This window comes from Terrabacter sp. Root181 (genome assembly GCF_001428505.1).
In the GTDB taxonomy this organism is placed as follows: Bacteria; Actinomycetota; Actinomycetes; order Actinomycetales; family Dermatophilaceae; genus Terrabacter.
On record NZ_LMHU01000012.1, the window covers coordinates 20332 to 46355 of the forward strand.

Genomic DNA, 26024 nt, shown 5'->3' on the forward strand with positions numbered 1-26024 from the left:
GGTGTGGGGCGGGGTGGGCTCAGTCGGTCAGGCCCCGAGCGACCTGCTCGCGCAGGGACGCTCCCTTGGCATGCGCCTGGTCGCGCAGGTCGGCCTGGAAGGTGACCATCCGCTCACGCACGTCGGCGGCGAGCTCGTCGCTCCCGGTGCCGACGATGCGGGCAGCGAGCAGGCCCGCGTTGCGGGCGCCCCCGATCGACACGGTCGCGACGGGCACCCCGGCGGGCATCTGGACGATCGAGAGCAGCGAGTCCATGCCGTCGAGGTACTTCAGCGGCACCGGGACCCCGACGACGGGGAGCGGCGTCACCGACGCGAGCATGCCCGGCAGGTGCGCGGCTCCCCCGGCGCCGGCGATGACGACCCGCAGGCCTCGTCCGGCGGCGTTCTGGCCGTAGGCGATCATCTCGTCGGGCATCCGGTGGGCCGAGACGACATCGGCCTCGTAGGGGATGCCGAACTCCTCGAGCGCGCGGGCGGCCTCACGCATGACGGGCCAGTCGCTGTCGCTGCCCATGACGATGCCGACGACGGGGGCGGAAGCGGGCGCGACCGCGCTGCTCCGGGGGCTGTCGGTCATTCGGTGATCACTCCTCGGAGGTAGCCGGCTGCGTGCCCGGCCCGCTCGCGCGCGTCGTCGAGGTCGGCGCCGCTGACGTTGACGTGCCCGATCTTGCGGCCGGGACGCACGCCCTTGCCGTAGACGTGCACCTTGGCGCCGGGGTCGCGCGCCATGATGTGGCGGTACGCCGGGTAGAGGTGCTCGTAGTCGCCGCCGAGGACGTTGGCCATGACGGTCCACGGGGCCCGGGGACGAGGGTCGCCGAGCGGCAGGTCGAGCACGGCACGCAGGTGCTGCTCGAACTGCCCGGTGACGGCGCCGTCCATGGACCAGTGACCGCTGTTGTGCGGCCGCATCGCGAGCTCGTTGACGACGTAGGCGGCCGCGCCGCCCGTCCCGGGGCGCACCTCGAACATCTCCACGGCGAGGACACCCGTCACGCCGAGCTCCCCGGCGATCCGCAGGGCGGCCTCGGTGGCCACCGATGCGAGGTCGGCGTCGAGGGACGGTGCGGGGGCGAGCACTTCGGTGCAGATGCCGTCGGTCTGGACCGTCTCGACCACCGGCCACGCCGCCGCCTGGCCTGACGGGCTGCGGGCGATGAGGACGGCGAGCTCACGGACGAAGTCGACCTTCTCCTCGAGGAGCAGGCCGCCCTCGAGCGGGCCGGGCTCCCCGATCCGGGAGATCCACTCGGTGAGGTCGTCGGCGGAGGAGGCGACGGCCACGCCCTTGCCGTCATAGCCACCCCGGGGTGTCTTGGCGATGACCGGCCAGCCGACCTCGTCGCCGAACGCGGTGACCTCCTCGGCGGTGGTCGCGCGGGCCCAGCGGGGGCAGGCGATCCCGAGGGCGGTGAGGCGCTCGCGCATCGCGAGCTTGTCCTGCGCGAAGTTGAGGGCGGCGCGGGTGGGGTGGATGGCGACGCCGTCGGCCTCGAGCGCCTCGAGGACGGCGGGCGGCACGTGCTCGTGGTCGAAGGTGACGACGTCGCAGTGCTGGGCGAAGGCGCGGACTGTCTCGAGGTCGGTGTGCTCGCCGACGGGTGAGCTCGGCACGACGAGGGCGGCTGCCGCGGTGTCGCTCTCGGCGAGCACCGACAGCTGGACGCCCAGCTCGACGGCGGGGCCCTGCATCATGCGGGCGAGCTGTCCGCCACCGACGACGCCGACGACGGGGAATCCTCCGGGGGCGCGCTTCGGCTGGGTCACGACGCCCAAGCGTAGTCGCCGTCAGGCGAGTGGGTCGTGGCGGCCCGGCAGGGCGCCGGCCCGCCGGTCCGCATCGGTCGACGCGGTGGCCACGTCGCCCTCGTCGGCGAGCACCGCCTCGACGTGGCTGGGGTCGGCGAGGTCGGGGTGGTGGGTGCGCACCGCCGCGAACGTCCACAGCTTGTTGAGCACGAACGAGATGGGCGTGACGACGGCGATGACGATGAGCTGCGCCCAGTAGAGGCGGGTTCGGAAGCCCGTCGAGTCGTCGAACACCGTGGGCGAGAGATGGATCGGTGAGTCGAGGTGCATGAGCAGGGTCAGCAGCACGAGGCCGATGACCTGACCGAGCAGCCCCACGGCGAGGAACGGCCAGTACTCGTGCCACCACCGGGCGTGCTTGCTCGTGCGGAAGGTCCACGTCCGGTTGAGCTGGAAGTTCCAGAGGTTCGCGACGAGGAACGCGATGGTCGAGTAGACGTGGTACCAGCGGACGTTGAACTCGGTGCCCGGCACGCCGACGATCGGCTGGTTGAAGCCCGGCCCGAGCTTCTTGACGACGACCAGGGTGAGGAGGTTGACGAGCACGCCCGACACGCCAACGACCGCGAACCGGAGCAGCAGCAGCCAGTTGTGCCGGTGGCGCACGAACAGGAACTCATGCAGGCGCCTCACCGGGGCACCCTACCCCGCGTTGCCGGGAGTCCCGGGCCGGTTCGGGAACCCTCGAGGGCCGACGTCAGTCGGTCTCGGCCTCGGACAGGAAGAGCGCGAAGCGGGCCGGCTGCGCCTGGACGAGGTCGAGTCGCCCGCCGTTGGACTCGGCGAGGTCGCGGGCGAGGGCGAGGCCCAGACCGGTGCTGCCACCGGCGCCGCTGCTGACGGAGCGCTCGAAGATGTGGGGGGCCATCGCCGCCGGCACGCCGTCACCCTGGTCGCTGACCTCGACGATGACCGACGGGCCGGAGCGGCGCGCGTGCACGTCGACGGTGCCCCGGCCGTGCACGAGGGAGTTCTCGAGGAGCGTCGAGAGCACCTGGGAGAGGGCAACCGGCGTCGACCGGACGAAGAGGCCGCGCTCGCCGCGCACCCGCACCGAGCGGCGAGCCTGCTCGAAGGCGGGCTGCCACTCGCGCTGCAGGGCGGCGATCACGGAGTCGAGCGACACGGCCGGTGACGGTCCGCCCGATCCGCGGGTGCGCCCGAGGAGGTCGTCGACGACCCGGGTCAGCCGCTCGACCTGGGCGATCGCGATGGTCGCCTCCTCCTTGACCACCTCGGCGTCGTCGGTCTCGGAGATCTCCTCGAGGCGCATGAGCAGGGCGGTCAGGGGCGTGCGCAGCTGGTGGGAGGCGTCCGCCGCGAAGTCGCGCTCGGCGGCGAGCGACTTCGTCATGTCGTGGGCCCGGCGGGTCATGACGCCCGACACGTGGTCGATCTCGTCGATGTCGGAGTGCACGGGCGTCAGGCGCGCCTCTCCCGCCGCGAACCGGGTGGCGAGGTGGACGAGCTCCTGGGAGGACCGCTCGACGTGCGCCCGGGTGCTCGTCGTGGCGAGGTAGGCCGCGGCCCCGCTCAGCGCACCGACCCCGAGCATGGCGGCGCCGAACCGGGCGATCCCGAGCGAGGGGTCCGAGAGGACCCAGGCCCTGAGGGCACTCGGCCGCTGCGTCACGGCCCAGACGACGACGGCCGTCGAGAGCAGCACGAAGAGCCCGGCGCCCACGACGGCCCCGACGAGTGCCATCCGGTCGAGCACCCGGCGCACGGTCAGTCGACCTGGGGACGCTCGAAGCGGAAGCCGACGCCACGGACGGTGGCGATGTACTGAGGGGAGGTCGCGTCGTCGCCGAGCTTTCGGCGCAGCACCGAGATGTGCATGTCGAGGGTCTTCGTGGAGCCGAACCACGCGGTGTCCCAGATCTCGCGCATCAGCTGCTCACGGGATACGACCTTGCCCTGCTCGCGCACGAGGACCCGCAGCAGGTCGAACTCCTTGGCCGTGAGCTGCAGCTCCTCTCCCTTGAACCAGGCGCGGCGCCCGTCGGAGTCGATGCGCACGAGCTCGCCGGTGGCGACGACCTCGGTGGGGGTGCGTCGCAGCAGTGCCCGCACACGGGCGAGCAGCTCGGCGAGGCGGAACGGCTTGGTGACGTAGTCGTCGGCACCGGCGTCGAGGCCCACGACGGTGTCCACCTCGTCGGCGCGGGCCGTGAGGATGAGGACGGGGATGGCACGGCCCTCGGCGCGGATGCGACGGCACACCTCGAGCCCGTCGATCTTCGGCAGTCCGAGGTCGAGCAGCACGAGGTCGGGGTTCTCCTTGGCACCGTCGAGGGCAGCAACACCGTCCTCGCGCACGTCGACGTCGTAGCCCTCTCGCCGCAGCGCACGCGCCAACGGCTCGGAGATGGCTGGGTCGTCCTCCGCCAGGAGCACTCGGGTCATGTCACCGTCCTCAAGATCTGCCGGCCCGGGGGCGCACCGACCGTCGTGAGCCTATCGACAACGGACCGAATTGCACCCTGACGGCACGGCGACATGGCAGATCGCCGGTCAGCGGCCCGGCCAGACCGGGCGACGCTTCTCCGCGAACGCGGCCACACCCTCGCGCCGGTCGCCCGAGAAGGCCGTCGCCCGCCAGCAGCCGTCCTCGATCTCCAGGCCCGCGTCGAGGCCCACGTCGGCGCCGAGACGCATCGCCCGCTTGGCGTTGCGCAGCCCGACGGGCGAGTTCGCCGCGATCGTCCGAGCCAGCTCGAGCGCCCTATCACGCGCGGTTCCGGCCGGCACGACCTCGTCGACGGCGCCGAGCTCGAGGGCCTCCGCCGCTGGGAGCCGCGCCGCCGTGAAGATGGCCCTCGCGGCCCGCGACCACCCGACCCGGCGCACGAGCAGCTGCGTGCCGCCGCCGCCGGGGATGACGCCGACGCTGACCTCCGGCAGTCCGACGAGGGCACCCTCGCCCGCGACCACGACGTCGCACGACAGCGCCAGCTCGAAGCCACCGCCGAGGGCGAAACCGTCGACGGCGGCGATCGCGGGCACCGGCAGGTCGAGCACGCCGCCGTAGGCCGCCCGGGCGACAGGGCGTTGCTCCATGAGGTCGGCGTCGGTGAAGCTGTTGCGCTCCTTGAGGTCGGCGCCGACGCAGAACGCCTTCGGATGGCTCGAGCTCAGCACGACGCAGCGCACCGACTCGTCCGCGGCCACGCGGGCCGTCGCCGCGGCGATGGCGCGGGCCATGGCGGTCGACACGGCGTTCATGGCCTCCGGCCGGTCGAGGACGATCTCCGCGACGTGCGCCAGCTCGGGGTCCTCGAAGCGCTCGACGCGCACGAGGACGGGCTCTAATGACCCCGCGCTCGCGGTGTCGTCGGCTGCGGTCGGCGTTGACGGCATACGAAGGTCTCCTTCTGGGGTCACGTGTCGGTGGGCGACGTGGGTCGGCGGGCGGTGTCGGGGACCGGGTCCCCCGAGACGGAGCGGCGGCCGGCGGACGTCGCCCGGCGCAGGAGCGAGGGCGTGACCGGCCCGACCCCGCGCAGGATGCGCCGGCGCTGCCCGGTCAGCTCGAAGCCGGAGAGGCTCGCGAGCTCGCGCGCCATCGTCGCGTCGACGAGGACGCTCCCGGCCTGGGCCACGGCGGTCAGGCGCGAGGCGCGGTTGACGGTGGTGCCGAACACGTCGCCGAGGCGGGAGATGATCGGGCCGCGCGCCATCCCGCAGCGCACGTCCGGCAGCACGTCGTCGTGGGTCATCGTCTCGACGAGGTCGAGCGCGATGGCCGCGGCGGGCGCGGCCCCCATCGTGGTGAAGAGGACCTCGTCGCCGACCGTCTTGATGAGGCGGCCACCGTGGGCCGTGATGACGTCGGCCGACAGCGCCTCGAAGCGGGAGACGAGGCGCGCGAGGTCCCGCTCGGACAGCCGACGCACGAGCGCCGTGAAGTTGACGAGGTCGGCGAAGCCCACCGAGCGCATCTTCGTCATGCCGTAGGACTCGGGGTCGGCGTCGGCGAGCATGCGCGCCACCGTGGCCGACAGGTGACGGCGCCAGGCGTAGACGAGGAGGGGCTCGAGGCGGTCGGTGAGCACCGCGAGGCGCTTGGCCGTCTCGGTCGCGGTCTCGATGCTGGGCACCGACCGCGACTCCTGGTCGTCGTCGTCGCTCTCCTCGGCCAGCGCGGCCGACATGTGGTTCTCGACGGCCTCGGCGATGAGCTGCGACTGCCAGCCCGCGAGGCGGTCGGCCGAGCGGGCGAAGGCCCGGGTCATGGCGAGCGCCGTCGGCTCGTCGAGCAGCCCGTCGCGCACGATGCCCGCGACCGCCGCGAGCGCCTTCTGGTCGGCCTCGGTGAACAGCTCGTCGTCGGTGTCGACGACGGGGAAGCCGAGCGCGTGCCAGAACTTGCGCGCGGACAGCAGGGACACCTCGGCACCGCGGCTCACCTCGCGGCGGCGCAGCTCGAGCGGACGCCCGAGCAGCCGCTCGGTGTAGTCCTCGCTGGCCCGCCCGACTGGCTCGGCGCCCGTGGTGCCCGGCTCGGTCATGGCCCGATCATGCCAGCCCGCCGGCCGCGGGCCGGACGTGGACGACGTCACCGGCCGCGAAGCTCCGCTCCCCGTGGTCGGTGCGTACGACGAGGGCTCCGCCGTCGTCGACGCCGACCGCGACGCCCTCGATCGCCTCGCCCGTCGGCAGGTGCACCCGGACCTCCAGCCCGATGGTCGAGCACGCCTCGCGGTACGCCGTCCGTGCCCCGGCCGCCCCGGCCGCCCCGACCGCCCCGACCGCCCCGACCGCCCCAGCCACCCCGGCCGCCCTCGACGGGTCGGTGCCGATGTCCGCCCCCGCTCCTGCGAGCACGGCCGTCAGCTCGTCGAGGTAGGCGACCAGCAGGTCCTCGCGGCGCACGGTGGCCCCGGCGACCGCCAGGGACGTCGCGGTGTCGACGGGCAGCTCCTCGCGGGTCTGGTCGACGTTGACGCCGGTGCCGACGACGACTGCCTGTCCGGAGGACACCGCCACGAGCTCGCAGAGGATGCCGCTCAGCTTGCGGTCGCCGTCGTCGGCCAGGAGCACGTCGTTGGGCCACTTGAGCCGGGCCGTCAGCGCGTGACCGGCTGCCTCGGTCACGCGGCGCACGGCGCGCGACAGCGCGAGCCCGGCGAGGAGCGGCATCCAGCCCGCCTGCGCGGGGTCGGCGACCGGGACCGCGACGCTGATGGCGATCGAGGCCCGGTCGGGCACCGTCCAGGCCCGCCCGAGCCGTCCGCGCCCGCCGGTCTGGTGGTCGGTGAGGACGACCCACCAGAGGCAGCGGTCGTCGCCCGCCCGCCCCACGGCATACGGACCGGTCGGCTGGGCCGTCCCGGCGAGCAGCTCGCGCAGCCGGGTGTTCGTCGACCCGAGGGCCGGGTGGAACTCCACCCCGCGCCAGGGCCGTCCGGACGTGACCAAGGCCGCACTCACAGTCTCGATGTCGAGCGAATCGCGCACGTCCACAAGGCTAGAGTGCCGAACATGGCCACCGATCATGCCGTCGCAGAACAGCCGACCAGCACGTCGCCGGAGCGCACGTCGCCCGAGGCGGGGTCGGCCCCCGGGCCCGATCTCGGCACGACGGCCAGCAAGCTCGCCGACCTGAAGCGACGCGTCGCCGAGGTGGCCAACGCCGGGTCGGAGCGCGCGGTCGAGAAGCAGCACGCCCGCGGCAAGAAGACCGCCCGCGAGCGCATCGAGATGCTCCTCGACGAGGGCACCTTCATCGAGCTCGACAAGTACGCCCGGCACCGCAGCAACAACTTCGGCCAGGACAAGAACCGGCCCTACGGCGACGGCGTCGTCACCGGCTACGGCATGGTCGACGGTCGCCAGGTGGCGGTCTTCGCCCAGGACTTCACCGTCTTCGGCGGGTCCCTCGGTGAGGTCTTCGGCGAGAAGATCGTCAAGGTCATGGACTTCGCGATGAAGATCGGCTGCCCCGTCATCGGCCTCAACGACTCCGGCGGCGCCCGCATCCAGGAGGGGGTCGTCTCGCTCGGCCTCTACGGCGAGATCTTCTTCCGCAACGTCCGCGCGTCGGGCGTCATCCCGCAGATCTCGCTCGTCATGGGCCCGTGCGCCGGCGGCGCGGTCTACTCCCCCGCCATCACCGACTTCACCGTCATGGTCGACCAGACCTCGCACATGTTCATCACCGGTCCGGACGTCATCAAGACCGTGACGGGCGAGGACGTCGGCTTCGAGGAGCTCGGCGGTGCGCTGACGCACAACAGCAAGTCGGGTGTCGCGCACTACATGGGCACCGACGAGCAGGACGCCATCGACTACGTCAAGGCGCTCCTCTCCTACCTGCCGAGCAACAACATGGAGACCCCGCCGGCCTACGGCGAGGGCGAGGCGGACCTCGCGGTCACCGACGACGACCGCTGGCTCGACACGTGCATCCCGGACTCCCCCAACGTCCCCTACGACATGAAGCAGGTCATCGAGCACCTCGTCGACGACGGCGAGTTCCTCGAGGTGCAGCCGCTCTTCGCGCCCAACATCCTCACCGGCTTCGCCCGCATCGACGGCATGTCGGTCGGCATCGTGGCCAACCAGCCGCTCCAGTTCGCCGGGTGCCTCGACATCCACGCGTCCGAGAAGGCCGCGCGCTTCGTGCGCACGTGCGACTGCTTCAACGTCCCCGTGCTGACCCTCGTCGACGTGCCGGGCTTCCTCCCCGGCACGAGCCAGGAGTGGGACGGCATCATCCGTCGCGGTGCCAAGCTCATCTACGCCTACGCCGAGGCCACGGTCCCCAAGATCACCGTCATCACGCGCAAGGCCTACGGCGGCGCCTACGACGTCATGGGCTCCAAGCACCTCGGCGCCGACATCAACCTCGCCTGGCCGACGGGGCAGATCGCCGTCATGGGCGCCCAGGGCGCCGTCAACATCCTCTACCGCAAGGAGCTCAAGCACACCGCGGAGCGGGGCGGCGACGTCGACGCCCAGCGCCAGGAGCTCATCACCCACTACGAGGAGACGCTGGCCAACCCGTACGTCGCGGCCGAGCGTGGCTACATCGACACGGTGATCAGCCCCTCCAACACGCGGATGAACGTCACCCGGGCCCTGCGCGCCCTGCAGAACAAGCGTGAGACGCTGCCGCCCAAGAAGCACGGGAACATCCCGCTGTGAGCGATCCCACGACGCCCGCGGCGGGCCCGGTCCCGCCCACGATCCGCGTCTCGGGCCACCCGACGCCCGAGGAGGTCGCGGCGCTCGTCGCCGTGCTGTCCGCGCTCGGTGGGGACGAGGCGGTGCCCGAGCACGCCCGTTCGGCCTGGTCCGACCCCTCCTGGTCGCTCGTCGGCCCCTCGGCCCGCCACGGCGGGTGGCGGCGCACGGGCCTGCCCCGCTGACGCGAGGCCCGTTTCGGTTGGCCGTCACCCGGCCCACTGCCCTACGCTCGTTCCTCATGTCTGTCGAGTCGAGCCCCACCGTCCGGATCGCCGAGCGCTACTCCCTCCGGGAGCGCCTCGCCGTCGGTGGCATGGGTGAGGTCCACCTCGCGACCGACGACCGCCTGGGTCGGCTCGTCGCCGTCAAGGTGCTCGGCGCGGGGTTCGCCGACTCCCCCGACTTCGTCGAGCGGTTCCGCCGCGAGGCCCTCACTGCCGCGGCGCTGTCGCACCCCAACATCGCCCAGGTCTACGACTACGGCGTCGACGGCGACTCCCACTTCATCGTCATGGAGTATGCCGAGGGCCAGGACCTCGCCCACGTGATCCGGGAGCACGGCCGGCTCACCCCCAGCGACGCCGTGCGCATCGCGGAGCAGGTCTGCGCAGCCCTCGGTGCCGCCCACCGCGCCGGCGTCGTCCACCGGGACATCAAGCCCGGCAACGTCATCGTCCGCCCCGACGGCACGGTCAAGGTGACCGACTTCGGCATCGCCCGGGCCCTCGGACAGGCATCGCTCACCGACACCGGCACCGTCATGGGCACGGCGGCCTACGTCGCTCCCGAGCAGGCCCGCGGTGAGGCCACGACGCCGTCGTCGGACCTCTACTCGCTGGGCATCCTGCTCTTCCAGATGCTGACCGGAGCCGTCCCCTTCGAGGGCGACACCCCGGTCGCGATCGCGATGCGGCACCTCGACGAGTCGGTGCCCCTGCCGAGCTCGCGCGTCGCGGACCTCCCGGCGAACCTCGACGAGGTCGTCGTCCGCGCCACGGCGAAGTCGCCGACCGACCGCTACGCCGACGCCGACGCCATGGCTGCGGCCCTGCTCGGCCACGAGATGCGTGCCGATGCCGCTACCCGGGCCCTGCCCGCCGGCGAGGCCACCTCGGTCCTCGACATCGGCACGAGCACGGCGATGATGCCCGCGGTCGACCTCCAGCCGAGCGGCGAGCGCACGGCGGTCCACCCCGTGCCCAGCGCGGCCGCCGCGCGCAGGGTGCCCACCGGAGTCGCCGCACCCGCACCCGCGCCCGTGCCCGTGGGCCCCACGGCCGCCGCAACCCGGCGCTCGAGCGTGGCCGGCCGCGGCCGGTCCGGGCCGAGCCCCGTCGTCTGGGTGCTCCTCGCCGCCGTCGTGGCGCTCGTCGGGATCCTCGGCTACGTCCTGCTGTCGGGCTCGGACGCACCGACCGCCACCTCGGGCACGCGCCCGTCGGCGAGCGCGAAGCCCACCTCCGCCCCCTCGAAGACCGACCCGCCGTCCGACGGCAGCACCGTTCCCAGCGGCCTCGTCGGACAGCAGCGCGACGCGACGGTCGACGAGCTGATCGGCCTCGGCGTCAACGTGCGCTGGGTGCTCGTGCGCTCGGCGCAGCCGGACGGCGCGGTCATGGGCAGCTTCCCCGCCGAGGGCCAGCCGATGACGAAGGGCCAGACGGTCGCCCTCGTCGTGAGCCGTGGCCACGCCCCGGACCAGGTCAACTCCTCCTTCGTCGTGCCCGAGGGCCTCGTCGGCACGAGCGCCAAGGACGCGGAGAAGGCACTCGACCGCGAGGACGTCCGGGTCACGCGGGTCACGGTCCCCTCCGACGGTGAGAGCGGTCAGGTCATCGCGACCTGGCCTGCTGCCGGCACCCCGACGGCCGACGGGATCGTCGTGCTCGTCGTCTCGGGCGGCGACAAGGGCGGCTCGTCCGACGGCGACGGCTGAGCCCCGGACGCGTCCGACCCGCGCGACCACAATGCACTGGCACGTGACCGCGGGCTGGATTACGTTCGCCGGGTGACCGCCAACACCCAGACAGCGCGACCCCAGACCGACGTCGACCGCATCGCGGAGACCTACTTCGACGCCTCCGTCGCCCTCAGTCCCATCAACGCGACCTTCCTCGGCGTCCCCGGCGCCGAGGAGGAGCTCGACGACCTCTCCCCCGCCGGCAACGCCGCCGCCTCCGAGCTGCGGCGCACGACGCTCTCCGAGCTCGCCGCGGCGACCCCGGCCGACGACGTCGACCGGGTCACCGTCGACGCGATGACCGAGCGCCTACAGCTCTCCGAGGACCGGTATGCCGCGGGACTCGACGAGATGTCCCTCAACGTCCTCGCGTCCCCGCTCCAGGCCGTCCGCGACGTGTTCGACCTCATGCCGCAGGAGACCGAGGACAACTGGCGCACCTTCGCCGTCCGCCTCACGAAGATCCCGGCCGCCCTCGAGGGGTACAAGGAGTCGCTGCTCCTCGCGCGCGAGCGTGGGCAGGTCTCCCCACGCCGGCAGGTCGAGGCCTGCGCCGAGCAGACGCGTGACCTCGTGGCCGACGACGGGTACTTCGCCAAGGTCGTGGCCGACGCGACGGTCGCAGACGCGCCGCTCGCCGGCGAGGTGAGGGACCGGCTCGCCGAGGGCGCGAGGATGGCCGCGGCGGCATACGGCGACATCGCCGACTGGCTCGAGAGGGAGCTGCTGCCGCACGCCCCCGAGGCCGACGCCTGCGGCATCGAGCGCTACCGGCTCGAGTCGCGCTACTTCCTCGGCGCCGCGGTCGACCTGCAGGAGACCTACCGCTGGGGCCAGCAGGAGGTCGCGAGCCTGCACGCGCAGATGAGCGAGATCGCCGAGGGCCTCGAGGCCGGGGCCGGCGTCCAGCGCGGGGTCGAGATCCTCGACGCCGACGACCGCTACGCCCTGCACGGCACCGACGCGCTCCGGGCCTGGATGCAGGAGCGGGCCGACGAGGTCATCGCCGACCTCAAGGACGTCCACTTCGACATCCCGGAGCCGGTCCAGCGCATCGAGTGCATGATCGCGCCGACGCAGACGGGCGGGATCTACTACACCGGACCGTCCGACGACTTCAGCCGACCCGGCCGGATGTGGTGGTCGGTTCCCAAGGGCAACACCGAGTTCCGCACGTGGAACGAGCTGACCACGGTCTACCACGAGGGTGTCCCCGGTCATCACCTCCAGGTCGCCCAGACGGTGTACCGCTCCGAGCTGCTCAACAAGTGGCGTCGCCTCGAGGCCTGGACCTCCGGCCACGGCGAGGGCTGGGCCCTCTACGCCGAGCGGCTCATGGCCGAGCTCGGCTACATGGACGACCCCGGCAACCGGATGGGTTGGCTTGCCGGACAGTCACTCCGGGCCGCACGCGTCGTCATCGACATCGGCGTGCACTGCGGCTTCGACGCACCTGACGAGGTCGGCGGCGGTGCCTGGGACTACGACAAGGCGTGGGCCTACCTGACCCGCTACGGCTTCATGGACGAGAAGATCCTGCGCTTCGAGCTCAACCGCTACCTCGGCTGGCCGGGGCAGGCGCCCAGCTACAAGATCGGTGAGCGACTGTGGCTGCAGCTGCGCGACGAGGTCAAGCAGCGCGAGGGGGACGCCTTCGACCTCAAGGCCTTTCACCGGCGGGCGCTCGACATCGGTGGCGTCGGCCTCGACACCCTGCGCAGCGCGGTCCTGCGGGAGATCTGACCACGCTCCGACGGCGCCGCTCCCGGAGCGGCGCCGTCGGCGTCCCATCGGCCGGCCGCGCGCCTAGCATGGCGTCATGCCGCCGAGTCCCCTCCCCGACGTGCCCACCGTCCAGCTCGTCCTCGCCTCTGCCTCGCCCGCCCGCCGCTCGACCCTCCGTGCCGCCGGCATCGAGCCGGTCGTCGTCGTGAGCGAGGTCGACGAGGACCTCACCGTCGCCGAGGCCACGGACCGCTACGGCCCGCTCGAGCCGGCCGACATCGCGCTGCTGCTCGCGCGCGCCAAGGCCGAGGACGTCGCGGCCCGGGTCGACGCCGGCGTGGTCGTGCTCGGCTGCGACTCGGTCCTCGAGCTCGACGGCGAGGTCCACGGCAAGCCGGGCGACGCCGCGGAGGCTGTGGCCCGGTGGCGCCGGATGCGGGGCCGGTCAGGGGTGCTGCACACGGGCCACTGGCTCATCGACGAACGCGGCAGCGGCGGCCCCACGCTGGGCGCGACGGCGTCGACGACCGTCCACTTCGCGAAGCTCTCCGACGAGGAGATCGAGGCCTACGTCACCACGGGCGAACCACTCACCGTCGCCGGAGCCTTCACCATCGACGGCCTCGGCGGCGCGTTCGTCACCTCCGTGGAGGGCGACCACCACAACGTCGTCGGCCTGTCCCTGCCGCTGCTGCGCGACCTGCTCGCCGACGCCGGAATCGAGTGGTTCGACGTCGTCGGCGGGGTCGACGGTCAGGGGTAGAGGTCGTCGGTGAGGTTCTCGATGACGAGGTAGTGCTCGGTCCACCACCACATCTGGGCCGCGCCGATGACCACGATGAGTCCGAGCAGCCAGTAGCGGTAGCGCCGCCACCAGCGCAGCTTGAGGAACCAGGCGATGACGAGCGTCATCGGGAAGGCCAGCAGCGCGTAGCGCACGCGGCTCGGCGTCGTGCTCGTCACGAGGATGATGTATGCCGGGTAGGCGCCGGCCCAGCCCCAGATCTCCGGGCCCCAGCGCCACGAGTTCTTCGTCAGCATGAACCACGTGAACGCGGCGATGCCGAGCACGCCCGCGACCTGGCCGATGACGCCCCAGTAGTCGTAGAGCAGGTTCCACCACAGGTAGAGCTTGATCTTCGTCTCGATGTTCCAGGCGAGCATCGTGTCGTTGTAGGCGTTGGGCGTGTCGGTCGCGATCGTCACGATCGTCGGCCAGAGGAAGGTCAGGGCGCCGGCGTACGCCGCGAGCACGCCCAGCCCGACGCGCAGGCGCACCGGGTGCTCGCCCTCGTCGCCCTGCCGCCAGCGCACGACGGCGTGGGCGATGATGACCGGCACCATCGCGATGACGACGTTGCGGCTGAGGGACAGCACGAGGAGCGCGAGGGCGACCCACCAGTACTGCCGCTTGCGCAGCAGCCACAGCACCGTGACGACGCCCAGGAGGGCGGTCGACTCGGTGTAGGAGGCCGAGAAGGCCGGGGACGCGATGAAGAAGCAGGTCGCGACGACGGCGACGATCGCCTCCCAGCGACCGACCGCCTGGTCGACGAGCTTGAACAGCACGTGCATCGCGGCGAAGCCGATGACGATCGAGAGCATCGGGGCGACCACGGAGAAGGGCAGCCCGGTCACCTTCATGATGAGGCCGGCGGTCATCGGGAACACCGGGAAGAAGGCCCATGGGTTCATGTCGATGCCACCCCAGCCGACACGAGGCAGTACCGCGGGGTAGCCCTGCTCGGCGATGACGCGGTACCACTGGCCGTCCCAGCCCGTCATGACCGCGGCATAGCCGGGGTCCGCGGGCGAGGGGTAGAAGATGCGGATGTTCGCCGTCCCGATCGGCAGCGGGATCTGGTAGCGCGAGAGGTACGTCGCGGCGACCCAGACGAAGATGCGTGAGACGCCGAAGACGGCGAAGGGGAACCAGACCGGGAACCGGCGCCAGAACGGCTGCTCTCGCTCGGCGTCGCGGTCGGGGTGCTCGAGCCTGTGACCGAGGCGCGGCTCAGACCGGCGGGACGGAGCGTCGGCGCTCGCTGAAGTGACGGTCACGCCGGGAAGCATAGGCCAGACGGCGCACCAGGTCCGAGCGCAGTTCATCCGCCTCGATGATCGAGTCGAGCACGAGGTCGGCCGCCAGACGCTCGATGTCGACGTCCTCCTCGTACTCGCGACGGCGATCCGCGACGAATCGTGCCCGTTCGTCGGGGTCGGCGATCTCGGCGATCTTGTTCGCGTAGACGGCGTTGACGGCGGCCTCCGGGCCCATCACGGCGATCCGCGCGGTCGGCAGCGCGATGGTCGCGTCGGGACCGAAACCGGGACCGCCCATGGCGTAGAGGCCCGCCCCGTAGGCCTTGCGCACGACGACGCAGAACTGCGGCACGGTCGCGGACGAGACGGCGCTGACCATCTTGGCGCCGTGCCGGATGATGCCGCCGCGCTCGACCTCCGAGCCGATCATGAAGCCCGGCACGTCGGCGAGGTAGACGATCGGGACGTTGAAGGCGTCGCAGAGCCAGATGAAGCGCGCGGCCTTGTCGGCGCTGTCGGTGAAGAGCACGCCGCCCTTGACCATGGAGTTGTTCGCGACGATGCCGACGGTCTGCCCCTCGAGGCGCCCGAAGCCGATGACGAGCTCGCCGGCCCAGAGGGGCTTGAGCTCGAAGAAGGAGTCGTCGTCCACGAGACCGTCGATGACCTCGTGGACGTCGAAGGGCACGGACTCGCGCTCGGGCACGGTCTCCCGGGTCAGCGGCGTCGCCGGCTGCTCGGCCGCATACGTCGGCGGGTGGTCGCGCCAGCTGCCGGGGACGTAGGAGAAGTAGAGCTTGGCCAGCTCAATGGCCTCGGCGTCGTCGTGGGCGAGCAGGTCACCGACACCGGAGACGGTGCAGTGCATGCGGGCGCCGCCCATCTCCTCGAGGGAGACCTTCTCGCCGACGACCATCTCGGCCATGCGCGGGCTGCCGAGGTACATCGAGGCATTGCCCTCGACCATGATGATGAGGTCGCAGAAGCTGGGGATGTAGGCGCCACCGGCGGCACTTGGGCCGAAGAGGCAGCAGATCTGGGGCACCTTGCCCGACAGGGCGACCTGGTTGTGGAAGATGCGCCCGGCGCCGCGACGGCCGGGGAACATCTCGACCTGGTCGGTGATGCGGGCGCCGGCCGAGTCGACGAACCAGAAGACGGGCAGCTCCTCGCGCAGCGCCATCTCGGTGGCGCGCACGATCTTCTCGACAGTGCGCGCGCCCCAGGAACCGGCCTTGACGGTCGGGTCGTTGGCGATGACGATCGCCGCCCGACCGTCGACCGTGCCACGCCCGGTGACGACGCCGTCGGCCGGGAGGCCCGGCTGCAGGGCGTTGGCGTATCGGCCGTCCTCGACGAAGGAGCCCTCGTCGAAGAGCAGGGCGATGCGGTCGCGGACGTAGATCTTGCCCTGCGCGTCGAGCTTGGCCTGCGCCTTCTCCGGCGCGCTGGCCGATGCGGCGTGGGCGGCGGAGAGGCGCGCGCGGACGTCGGCCACGCGCGGGTCGCCGTGGGGGCTCGCACCGGGCGCGGGCTCGGTCATGCCGGCAGCCCCATCCCGCGGGCGATGAGCATGCGCTGGACCTCGGACGTGCCCTCGCCGATCTCGAGGATCTTGGCGTCGCGGTAGAACCGGGCCACGGGGTACTCCTCCATGAAGCCGTTGCCGCCGAACACCTGCGTCGCGATCCGGGTGGCCGTGACGGCGGCCTCGGTCGAGTAGAGCTTCGCGATGGCGGCAGCCTGCTTGACCTCCTTGACGGAGCGCTTGCCCGCGTGGAGCTCGTCCTTGAGCCAGGCCGCCTTGTAGGTCAGCAGCCGGGCTCCCTCGACCATGACCGCGAGGTCGGCGAGCTGGAACGACACGCCCTGGTTGACGCCGATCGGGCGGCCGAACGCAACGCGGGTCTTCGCGTAGTCCGTGGCGAGCTCGAGACAGGCCTGCGCGCAGCCGACGGCCAGCGCCGAGATGGCGATGCGGCCGTCATCGAGGGTCTTGAGGAACTGCTTGAACCCCTCACCCTCCTGGCCGAGGAGGTGGTCGGCGGGGACGCGGCAGTCCTCGAAGGTGAGGCCGTGGGTGTCGGAGACGTGCCAGCCGAGCTTGTGGTACGCCGGCTCGACGATGAAGCCGGGGGTGCCGGCGGGCACCATGATCGCCGAGATCTGCGGTGACCCGTCCTCGTTCGTGCCGGTGCGCGCGGTCACGGTGACGACGGACGTGATGTCGGTGCCGGAGTTCGTGATGAAGGCCTTGGCGCCGTTGACGACCCACTCGTCGCCGTCGCGGACGGCTCGCGTGCGGGTCGCGCCGGCGTCGGAGCCGGCCTCGGGCTCGGTGAGCCCGAAGCCGGCGAGGGCGCGGCCGGCGACGAGGTCGGGCAGGAAGCGCTGCTTCTGCTCCTCGGTGCCGTAGGTGAGGATCGGGTTGATGCCGAGCCCCACGCCCGCGGACAGCGTGATGCCGATCGACTGGTCGACGCGGCCCAGCTCCTCGATGGCGACGCAGAGGCTCGTGAAGTCGCCGGACTCCCCCGCGCCGCCGTACTCCTCCGGCACGACGAGGCCGAACAGCCCGAGGTCACCCATCTTCGGCACGAGGTCGGTCGGGAAGTACGCGGCGGCGTCCCACTTGGCGATGTTGGGCGCGACCTCCTTCTCGGCGAAGTCGCGGACGACCATCCGGAAGTCCTCGTGGTCCTGGCTGAGCTCGAACATCGCTGTTCTCCTGAAGGGGTGGCGGCCATCACGCGCTCGTGACGCATGCTTGACGTTGACGTAAACGTAAAGCACTATCGACCGCATGACAAGTGACACCTCGATCGCGCGCCCGTCCTCGCGGACCGGCGAGACGTGGACCATCGCCCAGGTGGCCGAGGAGTTCGACGTCACCCACCGAACGGTTCGCCACTACGAGGACCTCGGCCTCATCTCGCCCGAGCGGCGCGGGACCCAGCGCGTCTACCACCGCCGCGACCGCACGCGCCTCAGCCTCATCCTGCGCGGCAAGCGGCTGGGCTTCCCGCTCGAGGAGATCCGCACGATCATCGACCTCTTCGACGCGCCGCGCGGCCGTCGCACGCAGCTCGAGTACGTCCTCGGCCAGATCGACGAGCGTCGCACCGACCTCGAGCAGCGCCTGCGCGACGTGCAGGACGCCATCGCCGAGCTGGGCGAGTTCGAGCGGCGCTGCCGCGACGACCTCGGGCGCCTCGACCACGTGTGAAGCCTTTCGTCGCGCGTGACACGATGGGTGCATGAGCGCTGAAGACACGAAGATCTCCGCCTACGCCCACCCTGAGCGCCTCGTCACGACCGAGTGGCTCGCGGAGCAGATCGCGGCCGGCGGCCTCGGGGGCCCGGACGGCATCGTGCTGCTCGAGTCCGACGAGGACGTGCTGCTCTACGAGACCGGCCACATCCCAGGGGCGCTCAAGATCGACTGGCACGTCGACCTCAACGACCCGGTGGCGCGCGACTACGTCGACGGTGCGCGTTTCGCCGAGGTGATGGGCGCCCGCGGCATCAGCCGCGACACGACCGTCGTGATCTACGGCGACAAGAGCAACTGGTGGGCGGCGTACGCCCTGTGGGTCTTCAGCCTCTTCGGGCACGAGGACGTCCGGCTCCTCGACGGTGGCCGGGCCAAGTGGGTCGCCGAGGGCCGCGAGCTCACCCGCGACGTGTCGTCGCCGGCCACGGTGGACTACCCCGTGGCCGAGCGTGACGACGCCCCCATCCGCGCCTTCAAGGACGACGTGCTCGCCCACCTCGGCAAGCCTCTGGTCGACGTCCGCTCCCCCGGCGAGTACTCCGGCGAGCTGCTGCACATGCCGGACTACCCCCAGGAGGGGGCGATGCGCGGCGGGCACATCCCCGGCGCCAGGTCGGTGCCGTGGGCACGCGCCGCGAACGAGGACGGCTCGTTCAAGTCGCGCGAGGACCTCGAGGCGATCTACCTCGAGGAGCAGGGCCTCACGGCCTCGGACGACGTCGTCGCGTACTGCCGCATCGGTGAGCGCTCGTCGCACACGTGGTTCGTGCTGACCCACCTGCTCGGCTTCGAGACGGTGCGCAACTACGACGGCTCGTGGACCGAGTGGGGCAACGCCGTGCGCGTGCCGATCGAGAAGTGACCCGGATGCGAGCCAGGAGTCTCTCGTGAGCGACACCCCACTGCCAGCCCCCCTCGCCGAGATCGCCGAGGACTTCCGGTCGGCGAGCAACGACCTCAAGCTCCAGCTGCTGCTCGAGTTCAGCGACGAGCTGCCGGGCCTTCCCGAGCGGTATGCCGGCCACCTCGACCAGCTCGAACGCGTCGACGAGTGCCAGTCACCCCTCTTCCTCACCGTCGAGGTGGGCGACGGCGCCTCGCTCGACGACCGCGTCGTCAGCCTGTTCTTCGACGCCCCGCCCGAGGCACCGACGACCCGCGGGTTCGCCGGCATCCTGCACGAGGGCCTGGACGGCCTCTCGGCTGCGGAGGTGCTCGACGTCCCCGACGACGCCCCGATGCGCTTCGGCCTCGCCGAAGCGGTGTCACCGCTGCGGATGCGCGGCATGGTCGCGATGCTCGGCCGCATCAAGCGCCAGGTCCGCGCCAAGACCGCCTCCTGACCAGCAGAACCCCGGCACACCTCCTACGTCAGTGCTGCACCCCGTGCAGCAGTGACGTAGCCGCTGGACCCCAACCGCCCGCCAGGTGACCAGACCCAACCGCTACGTCACTGTTGCACCCCATGCAGCAGTGACGTAGCCGCTGGACCCCCACCGCCCGCCGGGTGACCAGACCCACCCGCTACGTCACTGTTGCACCCCATGCAGCAGTGACGTAGCCGTGGACGGGATGTCCACACCCCTCTGAGTCGGTCACCGGACATGTGGACAGGGCCCTTCGAGCGCACGGCGCTGTCGGTGCCGACACCGAACGTGTCCGCATGAGCGCAACAGCAGGCAGCCCTGCCCCCGACGACGAGCCAGGACGGTATGTCGTTCGCGCGCGGCGTCGCGCCGACCTCAGCCAGCGGGAGCTCGCCGCCCTCGTGGGCATCTCCGCGAGCACCGTGAGTCGCATCGAGTCCGGCGCCGTGGTGCCCAGCATCGCCCTCTACGTCCGACTGCTCGCACTGGCGGAACTCCGGCTGGTGGTCGTCGACCGCGAGGGGCACGAGGTCCTGCCGGTGCCGGTCGACACGGTGCGCGACAACCAGGGGCGACGGTTTCCCGCCCACCTCGACGTCGCGCCTCCCGACGAGGTGCCCTTCGAACGCTGGGCCTTCCCACGCTACGACCGTCCCGATGCACGCGCCTGGTTCCGTCACCGCTCGACGCGTGACCAGCTCGCGGACGACGCCCCGCACCGCGAGCGGCCGGCCGACCACCCGACCGAAGGCGAGCTGCTGCTCCGGCGTCGACTGATGCGTGGACGGCAGCCGCGCGTCGACGCGCCACCCACGGCCGACATCGAGTGCCACTGCCTCGACAGGTGTTTCGAGGAGCTCTGCGTCGCCGCGTGCCCGTGCCAGTGCGAGCCGGGACGCGACCGGCTGGGCAGACGCCGAGCGCTCCCCGCCGACGTGGTCGACGAGGAGCGCGGGGAGCTCGAGGGTGACGGCACCCCTAGTTGACGGGCCCACCGCCCCCGAGGTCGTCGGTGTCACGGAAGTAGGTCTTCTTCGCTCGCAGGCCGCGGTTGGCCATCCACGTCAACGCCCAGAGCACCACGCCGGGCGCGGGCAGTCCGCCGCCGATCCTGTAGTGCTCCGACGGTCGTCCCGAGAAGGGCAGCACCAGGAAGAAGCAGCGGACGGCACCGATGACCGGCAGCACGGACGGCGTGACGAAGTGGTCGCTCGTCTGCCGGTCGCGGCGCAGCACGAGGACGACGATGTTGACGATCGTGAACACACCGAGCAGCAGCAGGGAGGTCGTACCGCCCAGAGCGGCGACGGCGTCCTCGCTGGCGCCCGACACGTAGGTGATGAGCCCACGGGTCGGCAACGACAGACCTGTCCGAAAGGTCACCCTTGCGCGCGCCGCCGCTCCCGAGACGCTCGTCAGCCGCCGATGCGGGTGCGCACCTCGTAGAGCTCCGGGAAGAAGGTCAGGTCGAGCGCGCGGCGCAGGAAGTCGACACCCGTCGAGCCACCGGTCCCGGTCTTCTGCCCGATCGTGCGCTGCACGACCTGGAGGTGCCGGAACCTCCACTGCTGGAAGTTGTCCTCGAGGTCGACCAGCTCCTCGCAGGTCTCGTAGACGCCCCAGTGCTCGTTCGGCTGCGCGTAGACGGCCGCGAAGACGTCGACGAGCCCCTCGTCATGGCGGTAGGGCTGCGTCCAGTCACGGTCGAGCAGAGCCGGCGGGACGGCATACCCCCGTCGGGAGAGGTAGGCGAGGAACTCGTCGTAGAGGCTCGGCTCGTGCAGCAGGGCGTCGAGGGCCGCCCGGGCGCCCTCGTCGTGCGAGAAGACGGCGACCATGTCGGCGTTCTTGTTGCCGAGGAGGAACTCGACCTCCCGGTACTGCGCCGACTGGAAGCCCGAGCTCGTGGCGAGGAAGGGTCGGATCTCGGCGTACTCGCTCGGGGTCAGGGTCGCGAGCACCGACCACTGGTCGGTCAACGTGTGCTGGATGTGCTTGACCCGGGCGAGGCGCTTGAGCGCCGGAGCCAGCTCGTCGTCGCGGAGCAGGCTTCGGGCAGAACGGAGCTCGTGGATCAGGAGCTTGAGCCACAGCTCCGACGTCTGGTGCTGGATGATGAAGAGCAGCTCGTCGTGCTGGGGCGGTTCGCTCAGTGGCTGCTGCGCACTGAGGAGGGTGTCCAGCCGGAGGTAGTCGCCGTAGGACATCCTGCGCGTGAAGTCACGCTGGATGCCCTCCTCGAGGTCGCGCTTGCTCCGCCGGTCGAGCCCACCCTGGGCGGCACTGTCCATGCCCGCGATCCTAGAGGTCGCGTCAGCGCGAGCGCGGGCGGATGCTCACGAGGTGGGAGACGACGCCCGGGACCCAGCCGGTCTCACCGCGCATCCACCGGGCGCCGACGAGGTTGTGCGGCACGACCACGGTGTCGGCACGTGCAGCCACGAGACCGAGGTCGGTGCCGAAGACGTCGGTGACGATCGCCCAGTCACGCGCGCTGTGGCGCGCGAGGTGCTCGCCGATGGCGACGGCATACGTCTCGACGACGATGTCCGGCCCCTCGCCCGAACCGCCCGCGTCGGCCCAGCGGCGGTAGGCCGCGTCGTAGTGCGCGCCGATGGACGCGAGGTCGTCGACGTCCACCCCGTCATCCGTCGCGTGCTCGAGGGCCGCGGTGATGCGCGCGCGCTCCTCGTCACCGAGCGGCACCGCGACCGGCCGTCCGGTGAAGTCGGCGGCAAGGGCGTCGTCGGCGTCCTCGTCGACCGTGGGGGCCGCGCCCGCCGGCTCGTCGGTGTCGTCCTTGCCCTTGCGCGAGAACAGTCCCATGCCCGCCAATCTAGTGGCTCGGACGCGGCCCGGGTCCGGTCAGCCGAAGGCGTCCGGGTCGGGCCCGGTACGGGTGCCCCGGTCGAGCCCGGCGAGGGCCTCGAGGTCGTCCTCGCCGAGGCTGAACCCGAAGATCTCGACGTTCTCCGCGATGCGTGCCGGGGTGACGGAGCGCGTGAGCACGACGTTGCCGAGCTCGACGTGCCAGCGCAGCACGAGCTGGGCGGGCGTCACGGCATGCGTCGCGGCGAGGGCGACGACGACCGGGTCGTCGAGCAGCCCGGCACGGACGGCGAGCGGGCTCCAGGCCTCGGTGACGATGCCGTGCTCGGCGTGGAAGGCGCGCAGCTCCCTCTGCTGGAGGTACGGGCTCAGCTCGATCTGGTTGACCGACGGCAGGACCCCGGTCTCCTCGAGCAGCCTCTCGAGGTGGGGCACCTGGAAGTTGCAGACACCGACCGAGCGGACCCGTCCCTCGCGCTGGAGGTCGAGCATCGCCCGCCAGGCGTCGACGTAGGCATCCTGCTGCGGGGCCGGCCAGTGGATGAGGTAGAGGTCGAGGACCTCGATGCCGAGGCGCTGCATCGAGGCGTCGAAGGCCGCGGGCACGCTCCTGTGGTCGTCGTTCCAGACCTTCGTCGTGACGAAGACGTCGTCGCGGTCGACGTCGCTGCGCCCGAGGACCCGGCCGACGCCCTCCTCGTTGCCGTAGATCCGCGCGGTGTCGATGTGGCGGTAGCCGGCATCGAGCGCACGGCCGAAGGCGGCGTCGACGGCGGCGTCCGGGACCTCCCAGACACCGAAGCCGACCTGCGGGATAGCGAGGCCCGGGGTTGAGGCGTGGCCGAGGCCGAGGGTGTGGACTGGCTCGTGTGTCGTCATGCTGCCCACGCTAGGTCGGTGCCGCTCGGGGTGGTGTGCCCGACCTCACTCCGAGACGACCGGGAATAGACCCGAGGACGCCGAATTGACGCGACGTCATCCCGATAGAGTCCGAACCATGGCATCCATCAGCAAGGTACTGATCGCAAACCGTGGTGAGATCGCCGTCCGCATCGCGCGGGCGTGCGCGGACAGCGGGATCGCCTCGGTCGCCGTCTACGCCGAGCCTGACCGGGATGCCTTGCACGTCAAGGTCGCCGACGAGGCGTACGCCCTCGGGGGCTCGACCCCCGGCGAGAGCTACCTCGTCCAGGAGAAGCTGCTCGACATCGCCCGTCAGGCGGGCGCCGACGCGGTCCACCCCGGCTACGGCTTCCTCGCCGAGAACGCCTCGTTCGCGCAGGCGGTCATCGACGCCGGCCTGATCTGGATCGGCCCCGGCCCCCAGGCGATCGACTCCCTCGGCGACAAGGTCAAGGCGCGCCACATCGCCACGAAGGCCGGCGCGCCACTCGTGCCCGGCACGAAGGACCCCGTCTCGGGAGCCGACGAGGTCGTCGAGTTCGCGAAGGAGCACGGCCTCCCCGTCGCGATCAAGGCGGCCTACGGCGGCGGCGGCCGCGGCCTCAAGGTCGCCCGCGCCATGGAGGAGATCCCCGACCTCTACGACTCGGCGGTCCGCGAGGCCGTGACGGCCTTCGGCCGCGGCGAGTGCTTCGTCGAGCGCTTCCTCGACCACCCCCGCCACGTCGAGACCCAGTGCCTGGCCGACCAGCACGGCAACGTCGTCGTCGTGTCGACGCGCGACTGCTCGCTCCAGCGCCGCAACCAGAAGCTCGTCGAGGAGGCGCCCGCACCGTTCCTCTCCGAGGCGCAGCACACCGAGCTGCTCCGCGCGAGCAAGGCGATCCTCAAGGAGGCCGGATACGTCGGAGCCGGCACGTGCGAGTTCCTCGTCGGCCCGGCCGGCGACATCAGCTTCCTCGAGGTCAACACCCGTCTGCAGGTCGAGCACCCCGTGACCGAGGAGGTCACCGGCATCGACCTCGTGCGGGAGCAGTTCCGCATCGCGAACGGCGAGTCCCTCGACTACGGCGACCCCGAGCCGCACGCCCACTCGATCGAGTTCCGCATCAACGGCGAGGACGCCGGCCGCGGCTTCCTGCCGGCACCGGGGACCGTCAGCCGCATGGTCGTCCCGCAGGGTCCCGGTGTGCGCTGGGACGCCGGCCTCGTCGAGGGCGACACCGTCGCCGGCGCCTTCGACTCGATGATCGCCAAGCTCGTCATCACCGGCCGCACCCGTGAGCAGGCCATCGAGCGGTCGCGCCGGGCCCTGGCCGAGCTCACCATCGAGGGCATGCCGACCGTCGTGCCGTTCCACCGGGCCGTCGTCGCCGACCCGGCCTTCGCGCCGGCCGACGGTGCGCCCTTCACGATCCACACCCGTTGGATCGAGACCGAGTTCGACAACACGATCGAGGCGTATGCCGGTGGGTCGGCCGACGCGGCCGAGGCCGAGGAGCGCCAGACCGTCGTCGTCGAGGTCGGGGGCAAGCGCCTCGAGGTCTCGCTCCCGGGCGGTCTGTCGCTCGGCGGCGGCGGGAGTGCGTCTGCGGCCAAGAAGAAGGCGCCCAAGAGGTCCGGTGGCGGCAAGTCCGGGGGCGCGGCCTCCGGCGACTCCCTCACCGCCCCGATGCAGGGCACGATCGTCAAGATCGCCGTCGAGGAGGGCGCGACCGTCGCGGCGGGCGACCTCGTCATCGTCCTGGAGGCGATGAAGATGGAGCAGCCCATCACCGCCCACAAGGCCGGCGTCGTGTCGGGCCTCACCGCGAAGGTCGGCGAGACCGTCACGTCGGGTGCCGTGCTCGCCGAGATCACCGACGTCGCCGAGGGCTGAGCCCACCCACCGGACCGACGACGAGGGCCGACCCCGCGTGGCGGGGTCGGCCCTCGTCGTGTGCCGCCGTCGCCGGCAGCGTCTCGTCAGCCCTGCTTGGCGGGCGGGTCGCCGAGGGTGACGTCGCCGTCGCCCGAGCCGGGCAGGTTGGGGTCGGGGACTCCGGGCAGCTCCTGCTCGCCGGCAGGCCCTCCCGCCGGCGGGATCTCCGACGGGCCGGGTCCGCCGGGCAGGTGGGGGTCGACGGGAGCCGGGTCGGTCGGGTCGACCGGCGGCCTCGGCTCGACGGGTCCGGGCTCCGGTGTCGGAACGGGCTCCGGCGTCGGGACGGGCTCCGGTGTCGGCGTGGGCTCGGGCGTCGGGGCCGGCGGCGGGCTCGGAGCCGGCGGCGGGGTGGCCGGCGGCGGGGTGGCCGGCGGCTCCGGGGCGCCGGGAGGCTGGGTGCCCTCGGCGTCCGGCGGCAGCCCGAGGCCCTCCTTCAGCTTGTCGCTGCCCTGGTCGACCTGGTCGGCGTACTTCCCCCCGGTGCGCTCGTTGATGAGCTCCTCGGCCTTGTCGAGTCCCTGCTGGGCCTGCTCGGGGTGGCCCTTGACGAAGTCCTTGGCCTTCTGGATCCAGTCGCTCACTGCGTTTGCCTCCACGGTCCGACCTGCTCAGGAACCACCGCCCGCGGGTGGACAGCCATCCCTGACATGGCGACGACGCCGCCACGGGCCCGACGCTACGCCTCTGGCACACTGCTCATGTGTTTGCGACCCTCCCCACTGCCTCGGCCGACCAGCCCGTCTTCTCCGTGGCGAACCTCGTCATCCTCGTCATCGTGGCCGCGATCGTCTACCCGCTGCAGAAGAAGCTGCGCGAGGTGGTCTCGCGCCGCCGGCGCGAACGATGGGCTGAGGAGGACCGTCGAGCCGAGCTCGAGCGCGGGCAGGCTGACCGCCCGGCGCCGCGCGACGACGAGCACTGAGCAGCCGCCGACACGGTATGCCGTCCGGCCGGGTCGGTCGTCCCGCGTCGGACGTCTGCTCACCCCGGGAC

General features: G+C 71.8%; 27 protein-coding genes. 11 read left to right on the top strand and 16 right to left on the bottom strand.

From position 1 onward, the window contains the following. Window positions 1-19: 19 nt before the first annotated feature. The 8 genes from purE to ASD90_RS22520 all read right to left on the bottom strand — a co-directional run bounded on the left by purE (window position 20) and on the right by ASD90_RS22520 (window position 7275). Window positions 20-580: a 5-(carboxyamino)imidazole ribonucleotide mutase gene (gene purE / locus ASD90_RS22485; protein WP_056761684.1), complete on the bottom strand. Its 561-nt coding sequence runs from the start codon at window positions 578-580 to the stop codon at window positions 20-22. Next, on the bottom strand, window positions 577-1773 hold the full coding sequence (locus tag ASD90_RS22490) for a 5-(carboxyamino)imidazole ribonucleotide synthase (protein WP_056761790.1): 1197 nt from the start codon (window positions 1771-1773) through the stop codon (window positions 577-579). Before ASD90_RS22490 ends, purE begins: the two co-directional genes overlap by 4 nt. A 21-nt stretch (window positions 1774-1794) precedes the next feature. Continuing rightward, entirely contained in the window at window positions 1795-2448 is a 654-nt protein-coding gene (locus ASD90_RS22495; protein WP_056761687.1) for a GtrA family protein, read from the bottom strand. A 64-nt stretch (window positions 2449-2512) separates the two neighbouring features. Next, window positions 2513-3541 carry a sensor histidine kinase KdpD gene (locus ASD90_RS22500; RefSeq protein WP_056761690.1) on the bottom strand — a complete coding sequence of 343 codons (1029 nt, stop codon included), beginning with the start codon at window positions 3539-3541 and terminating at the stop codon, window positions 2513-2515. Between the two features lie 2 nt (window positions 3542-3543). Beyond that, a complete protein-coding gene (locus ASD90_RS22505; RefSeq protein WP_056761693.1) occupies window positions 3544-4221 on the bottom strand; it encodes a response regulator transcription factor in 678 nt (225 codons plus the stop codon). Window positions 4222-4329: 108 nt separating this feature from the next. Then, the gene (locus ASD90_RS22510; protein WP_056761695.1) at window positions 4330-5175 is read right to left on the bottom strand and encodes an enoyl-CoA hydratase/isomerase family protein; all 846 of its coding nucleotides are present in this window, start codon (window positions 5173-5175) and stop codon (window positions 4330-4332) included. A 20-nt stretch (window positions 5176-5195) separates the two neighbouring features. Beyond that, the gene (locus tag ASD90_RS22515) at window positions 5196-6326 is read right to left on the bottom strand and encodes an adenylate/guanylate cyclase domain-containing protein (RefSeq protein WP_056761697.1); all 1131 of its coding nucleotides are present in this window, start codon (window positions 6324-6326) and stop codon (window positions 5196-5198) included. A gap of 7 nt (window positions 6327-6333) precedes the next feature. Continuing rightward, complete coding sequence (locus tag ASD90_RS22520) at window positions 6334-7275, bottom strand: biotin--[acetyl-CoA-carboxylase] ligase (protein WP_235506889.1); 942 nt, start codon at window positions 7273-7275, stop codon at window positions 6334-6336. 24 nt (window positions 7276-7299) lie between these two features. On the opposite strand from ASD90_RS22520, the gene ASD90_RS22525 reads away from it, so the two are divergent. The 5 genes from ASD90_RS22525 (at window position 7300) to ASD90_RS22545 (ending at window position 13454) form a co-directional block, all read left to right on the top strand. Beyond that, window positions 7300-8964 carry an acyl-CoA carboxylase subunit beta gene (locus tag ASD90_RS22525; RefSeq protein WP_235506890.1) on the top strand — a complete coding sequence of 555 codons (1665 nt, stop codon included), beginning with the start codon at window positions 7300-7302 and terminating at the stop codon, window positions 8962-8964. Beyond that, window positions 8961-9188, top strand: a complete 228-nt coding sequence (locus ASD90_RS22530; protein ID WP_082588985.1) for an acyl-CoA carboxylase subunit epsilon — start codon at window positions 8961-8963, stop codon at window positions 9186-9188. The genes ASD90_RS22525 and ASD90_RS22530 overlap by 4 nt, the downstream gene beginning before the upstream one ends. A gap of 56 nt (window positions 9189-9244) precedes the next feature. Next, window positions 9245-10942, top strand: coding sequence for a Stk1 family PASTA domain-containing Ser/Thr kinase (gene pknB, locus ASD90_RS22535; protein WP_056761703.1), 1698 nt, complete (start codon window positions 9245-9247; stop codon window positions 10940-10942). Window positions 10943-11014: 72 nt separating this feature from the next. Continuing rightward, a complete protein-coding gene (locus ASD90_RS22540) occupies window positions 11015-12709 on the top strand; it encodes a DUF885 domain-containing protein (protein ID WP_056761705.1) in 1695 nt (564 codons plus the stop codon). A gap of 76 nt (window positions 12710-12785) precedes the next feature. Then, on the top strand, window positions 12786-13454 hold the full coding sequence (locus ASD90_RS22545) for a nucleoside triphosphate pyrophosphatase (protein ID WP_056761708.1): 669 nt from the start codon (window positions 12786-12788) through the stop codon (window positions 13452-13454). Here the strand turns inward: ASD90_RS22545 and ASD90_RS22550 are convergent. Genes ASD90_RS22550 through ASD90_RS22560 form a run of 3 tightly spaced genes read right to left on the bottom strand, consistent with a single transcriptional unit; the run spans window position 13445 to window position 17452 of the window. Continuing rightward, window positions 13445-14752 carry a hypothetical protein gene (locus tag ASD90_RS22550; protein ID WP_235506891.1) on the bottom strand — a complete coding sequence of 436 codons (1308 nt, stop codon included), beginning with the start codon at window positions 14750-14752 and terminating at the stop codon, window positions 13445-13447. The two genes, ASD90_RS22545 and ASD90_RS22550, sit on opposite strands and share 10 nt — an antisense overlap. Then, a complete protein-coding gene (locus ASD90_RS22555; protein ID WP_056761714.1) occupies window positions 14706-16277 on the bottom strand; it encodes an acyl-CoA carboxylase subunit beta in 1572 nt (523 codons plus the stop codon). Before ASD90_RS22555 ends, ASD90_RS22550 begins: the two co-directional genes overlap by 47 nt. Further along, window positions 16274-17452, bottom strand: a complete 1179-nt coding sequence (locus ASD90_RS22560) for an acyl-CoA dehydrogenase family protein (protein WP_056761716.1) — start codon at window positions 17450-17452, stop codon at window positions 16274-16276. The genes ASD90_RS22555 and ASD90_RS22560 overlap by 4 nt, the downstream gene beginning before the upstream one ends. Before the next feature lie 85 nt (window positions 17453-17537). Between ASD90_RS22560 and ASD90_RS22565 the strand changes: the two genes are divergently transcribed. From ASD90_RS22565 to ASD90_RS22580, 4 genes are all read left to right on the top strand, one after another. Further along, window positions 17538-17960, top strand: coding sequence for a MerR family DNA-binding transcriptional regulator (locus ASD90_RS22565; RefSeq protein ID WP_056761719.1), 423 nt, complete (start codon window positions 17538-17540; stop codon window positions 17958-17960). 31 nt (window positions 17961-17991) lie between these two features. Then, entirely contained in the window at window positions 17992-18870 is an 879-nt protein-coding gene (locus tag ASD90_RS22570) for a sulfurtransferase (RefSeq protein ID WP_056761722.1), read from the top strand. A gap of 25 nt (window positions 18871-18895) precedes the next feature. Beyond that, the gene (locus tag ASD90_RS22575; RefSeq protein ID WP_056761725.1) at window positions 18896-19351 is read left to right on the top strand and encodes a SufE family protein; all 456 of its coding nucleotides are present in this window, start codon (window positions 18896-18898) and stop codon (window positions 19349-19351) included. A 320-nt stretch (window positions 19352-19671) separates the two neighbouring features. Then, window positions 19672-20361 carry a helix-turn-helix domain-containing protein gene (locus ASD90_RS22580; protein WP_056761728.1) on the top strand — a complete coding sequence of 230 codons (690 nt, stop codon included), beginning with the start codon at window positions 19672-19674 and terminating at the stop codon, window positions 20359-20361. On the opposite strand, the gene ASD90_RS22585 is transcribed toward ASD90_RS22580, so the two are convergent. Genes ASD90_RS22585 through ASD90_RS22600 form a run of 4 tightly spaced genes read right to left on the bottom strand, consistent with a single transcriptional unit; the run spans window position 20354 to window position 23083 of the window. Next, entirely contained in the window at window positions 20354-20734 is a 381-nt protein-coding gene (locus ASD90_RS22585; RefSeq protein WP_056761731.1) for a hypothetical protein, read from the bottom strand. The two genes, ASD90_RS22580 and ASD90_RS22585, sit on opposite strands and share 8 nt — an antisense overlap. 56 nt (window positions 20735-20790) lie before the next feature. Beyond that, window positions 20791-21666 (bottom strand): tryptophan 2,3-dioxygenase, encoded by an 876-nt coding sequence (gene kynA / locus ASD90_RS22590; protein WP_056761733.1) that lies wholly within the window; start codon window positions 21664-21666, stop codon window positions 20791-20793. Between the two features lie 22 nt (window positions 21667-21688). Then, on the bottom strand, window positions 21689-22201 hold the full coding sequence (locus ASD90_RS22595; RefSeq protein ID WP_056761736.1) for a DUF3806 domain-containing protein: 513 nt from the start codon (window positions 22199-22201) through the stop codon (window positions 21689-21691). Window positions 22202-22240: 39 nt separating this feature from the next. Beyond that, a complete protein-coding gene (locus ASD90_RS22600; RefSeq protein ID WP_056761799.1) occupies window positions 22241-23083 on the bottom strand; it encodes an aldo/keto reductase in 843 nt (280 codons plus the stop codon). 118 nt (window positions 23084-23201) lie between these two features. Here ASD90_RS22600 and ASD90_RS22605 point away from each other — a divergent pair, with 118 nt between their 5' ends. Further along, window positions 23202-24986, top strand: a complete 1785-nt coding sequence (locus ASD90_RS22605) for a biotin carboxylase N-terminal domain-containing protein (protein WP_056761741.1) — start codon at window positions 23202-23204, stop codon at window positions 24984-24986. Window positions 24987-25072: 86 nt separating this feature from the next. Here ASD90_RS22605 and ASD90_RS22610 read toward each other — a convergent pair whose 3' ends face one another. Continuing rightward, window positions 25073-25612, bottom strand: a complete 540-nt coding sequence (locus tag ASD90_RS22610; RefSeq protein ID WP_056761744.1) for an antitoxin — start codon at window positions 25610-25612, stop codon at window positions 25073-25075. A gap of 119 nt (window positions 25613-25731) precedes the next feature. Between ASD90_RS22610 and ASD90_RS22615 the strand changes: the two genes are divergently transcribed. Beyond that, window positions 25732-25953: a hypothetical protein gene (locus ASD90_RS22615; protein ID WP_056761747.1), complete on the top strand. Its 222-nt coding sequence runs from the start codon at window positions 25732-25734 to the stop codon at window positions 25951-25953. Window positions 25954-26024 lie beyond the last annotated feature (71 nt).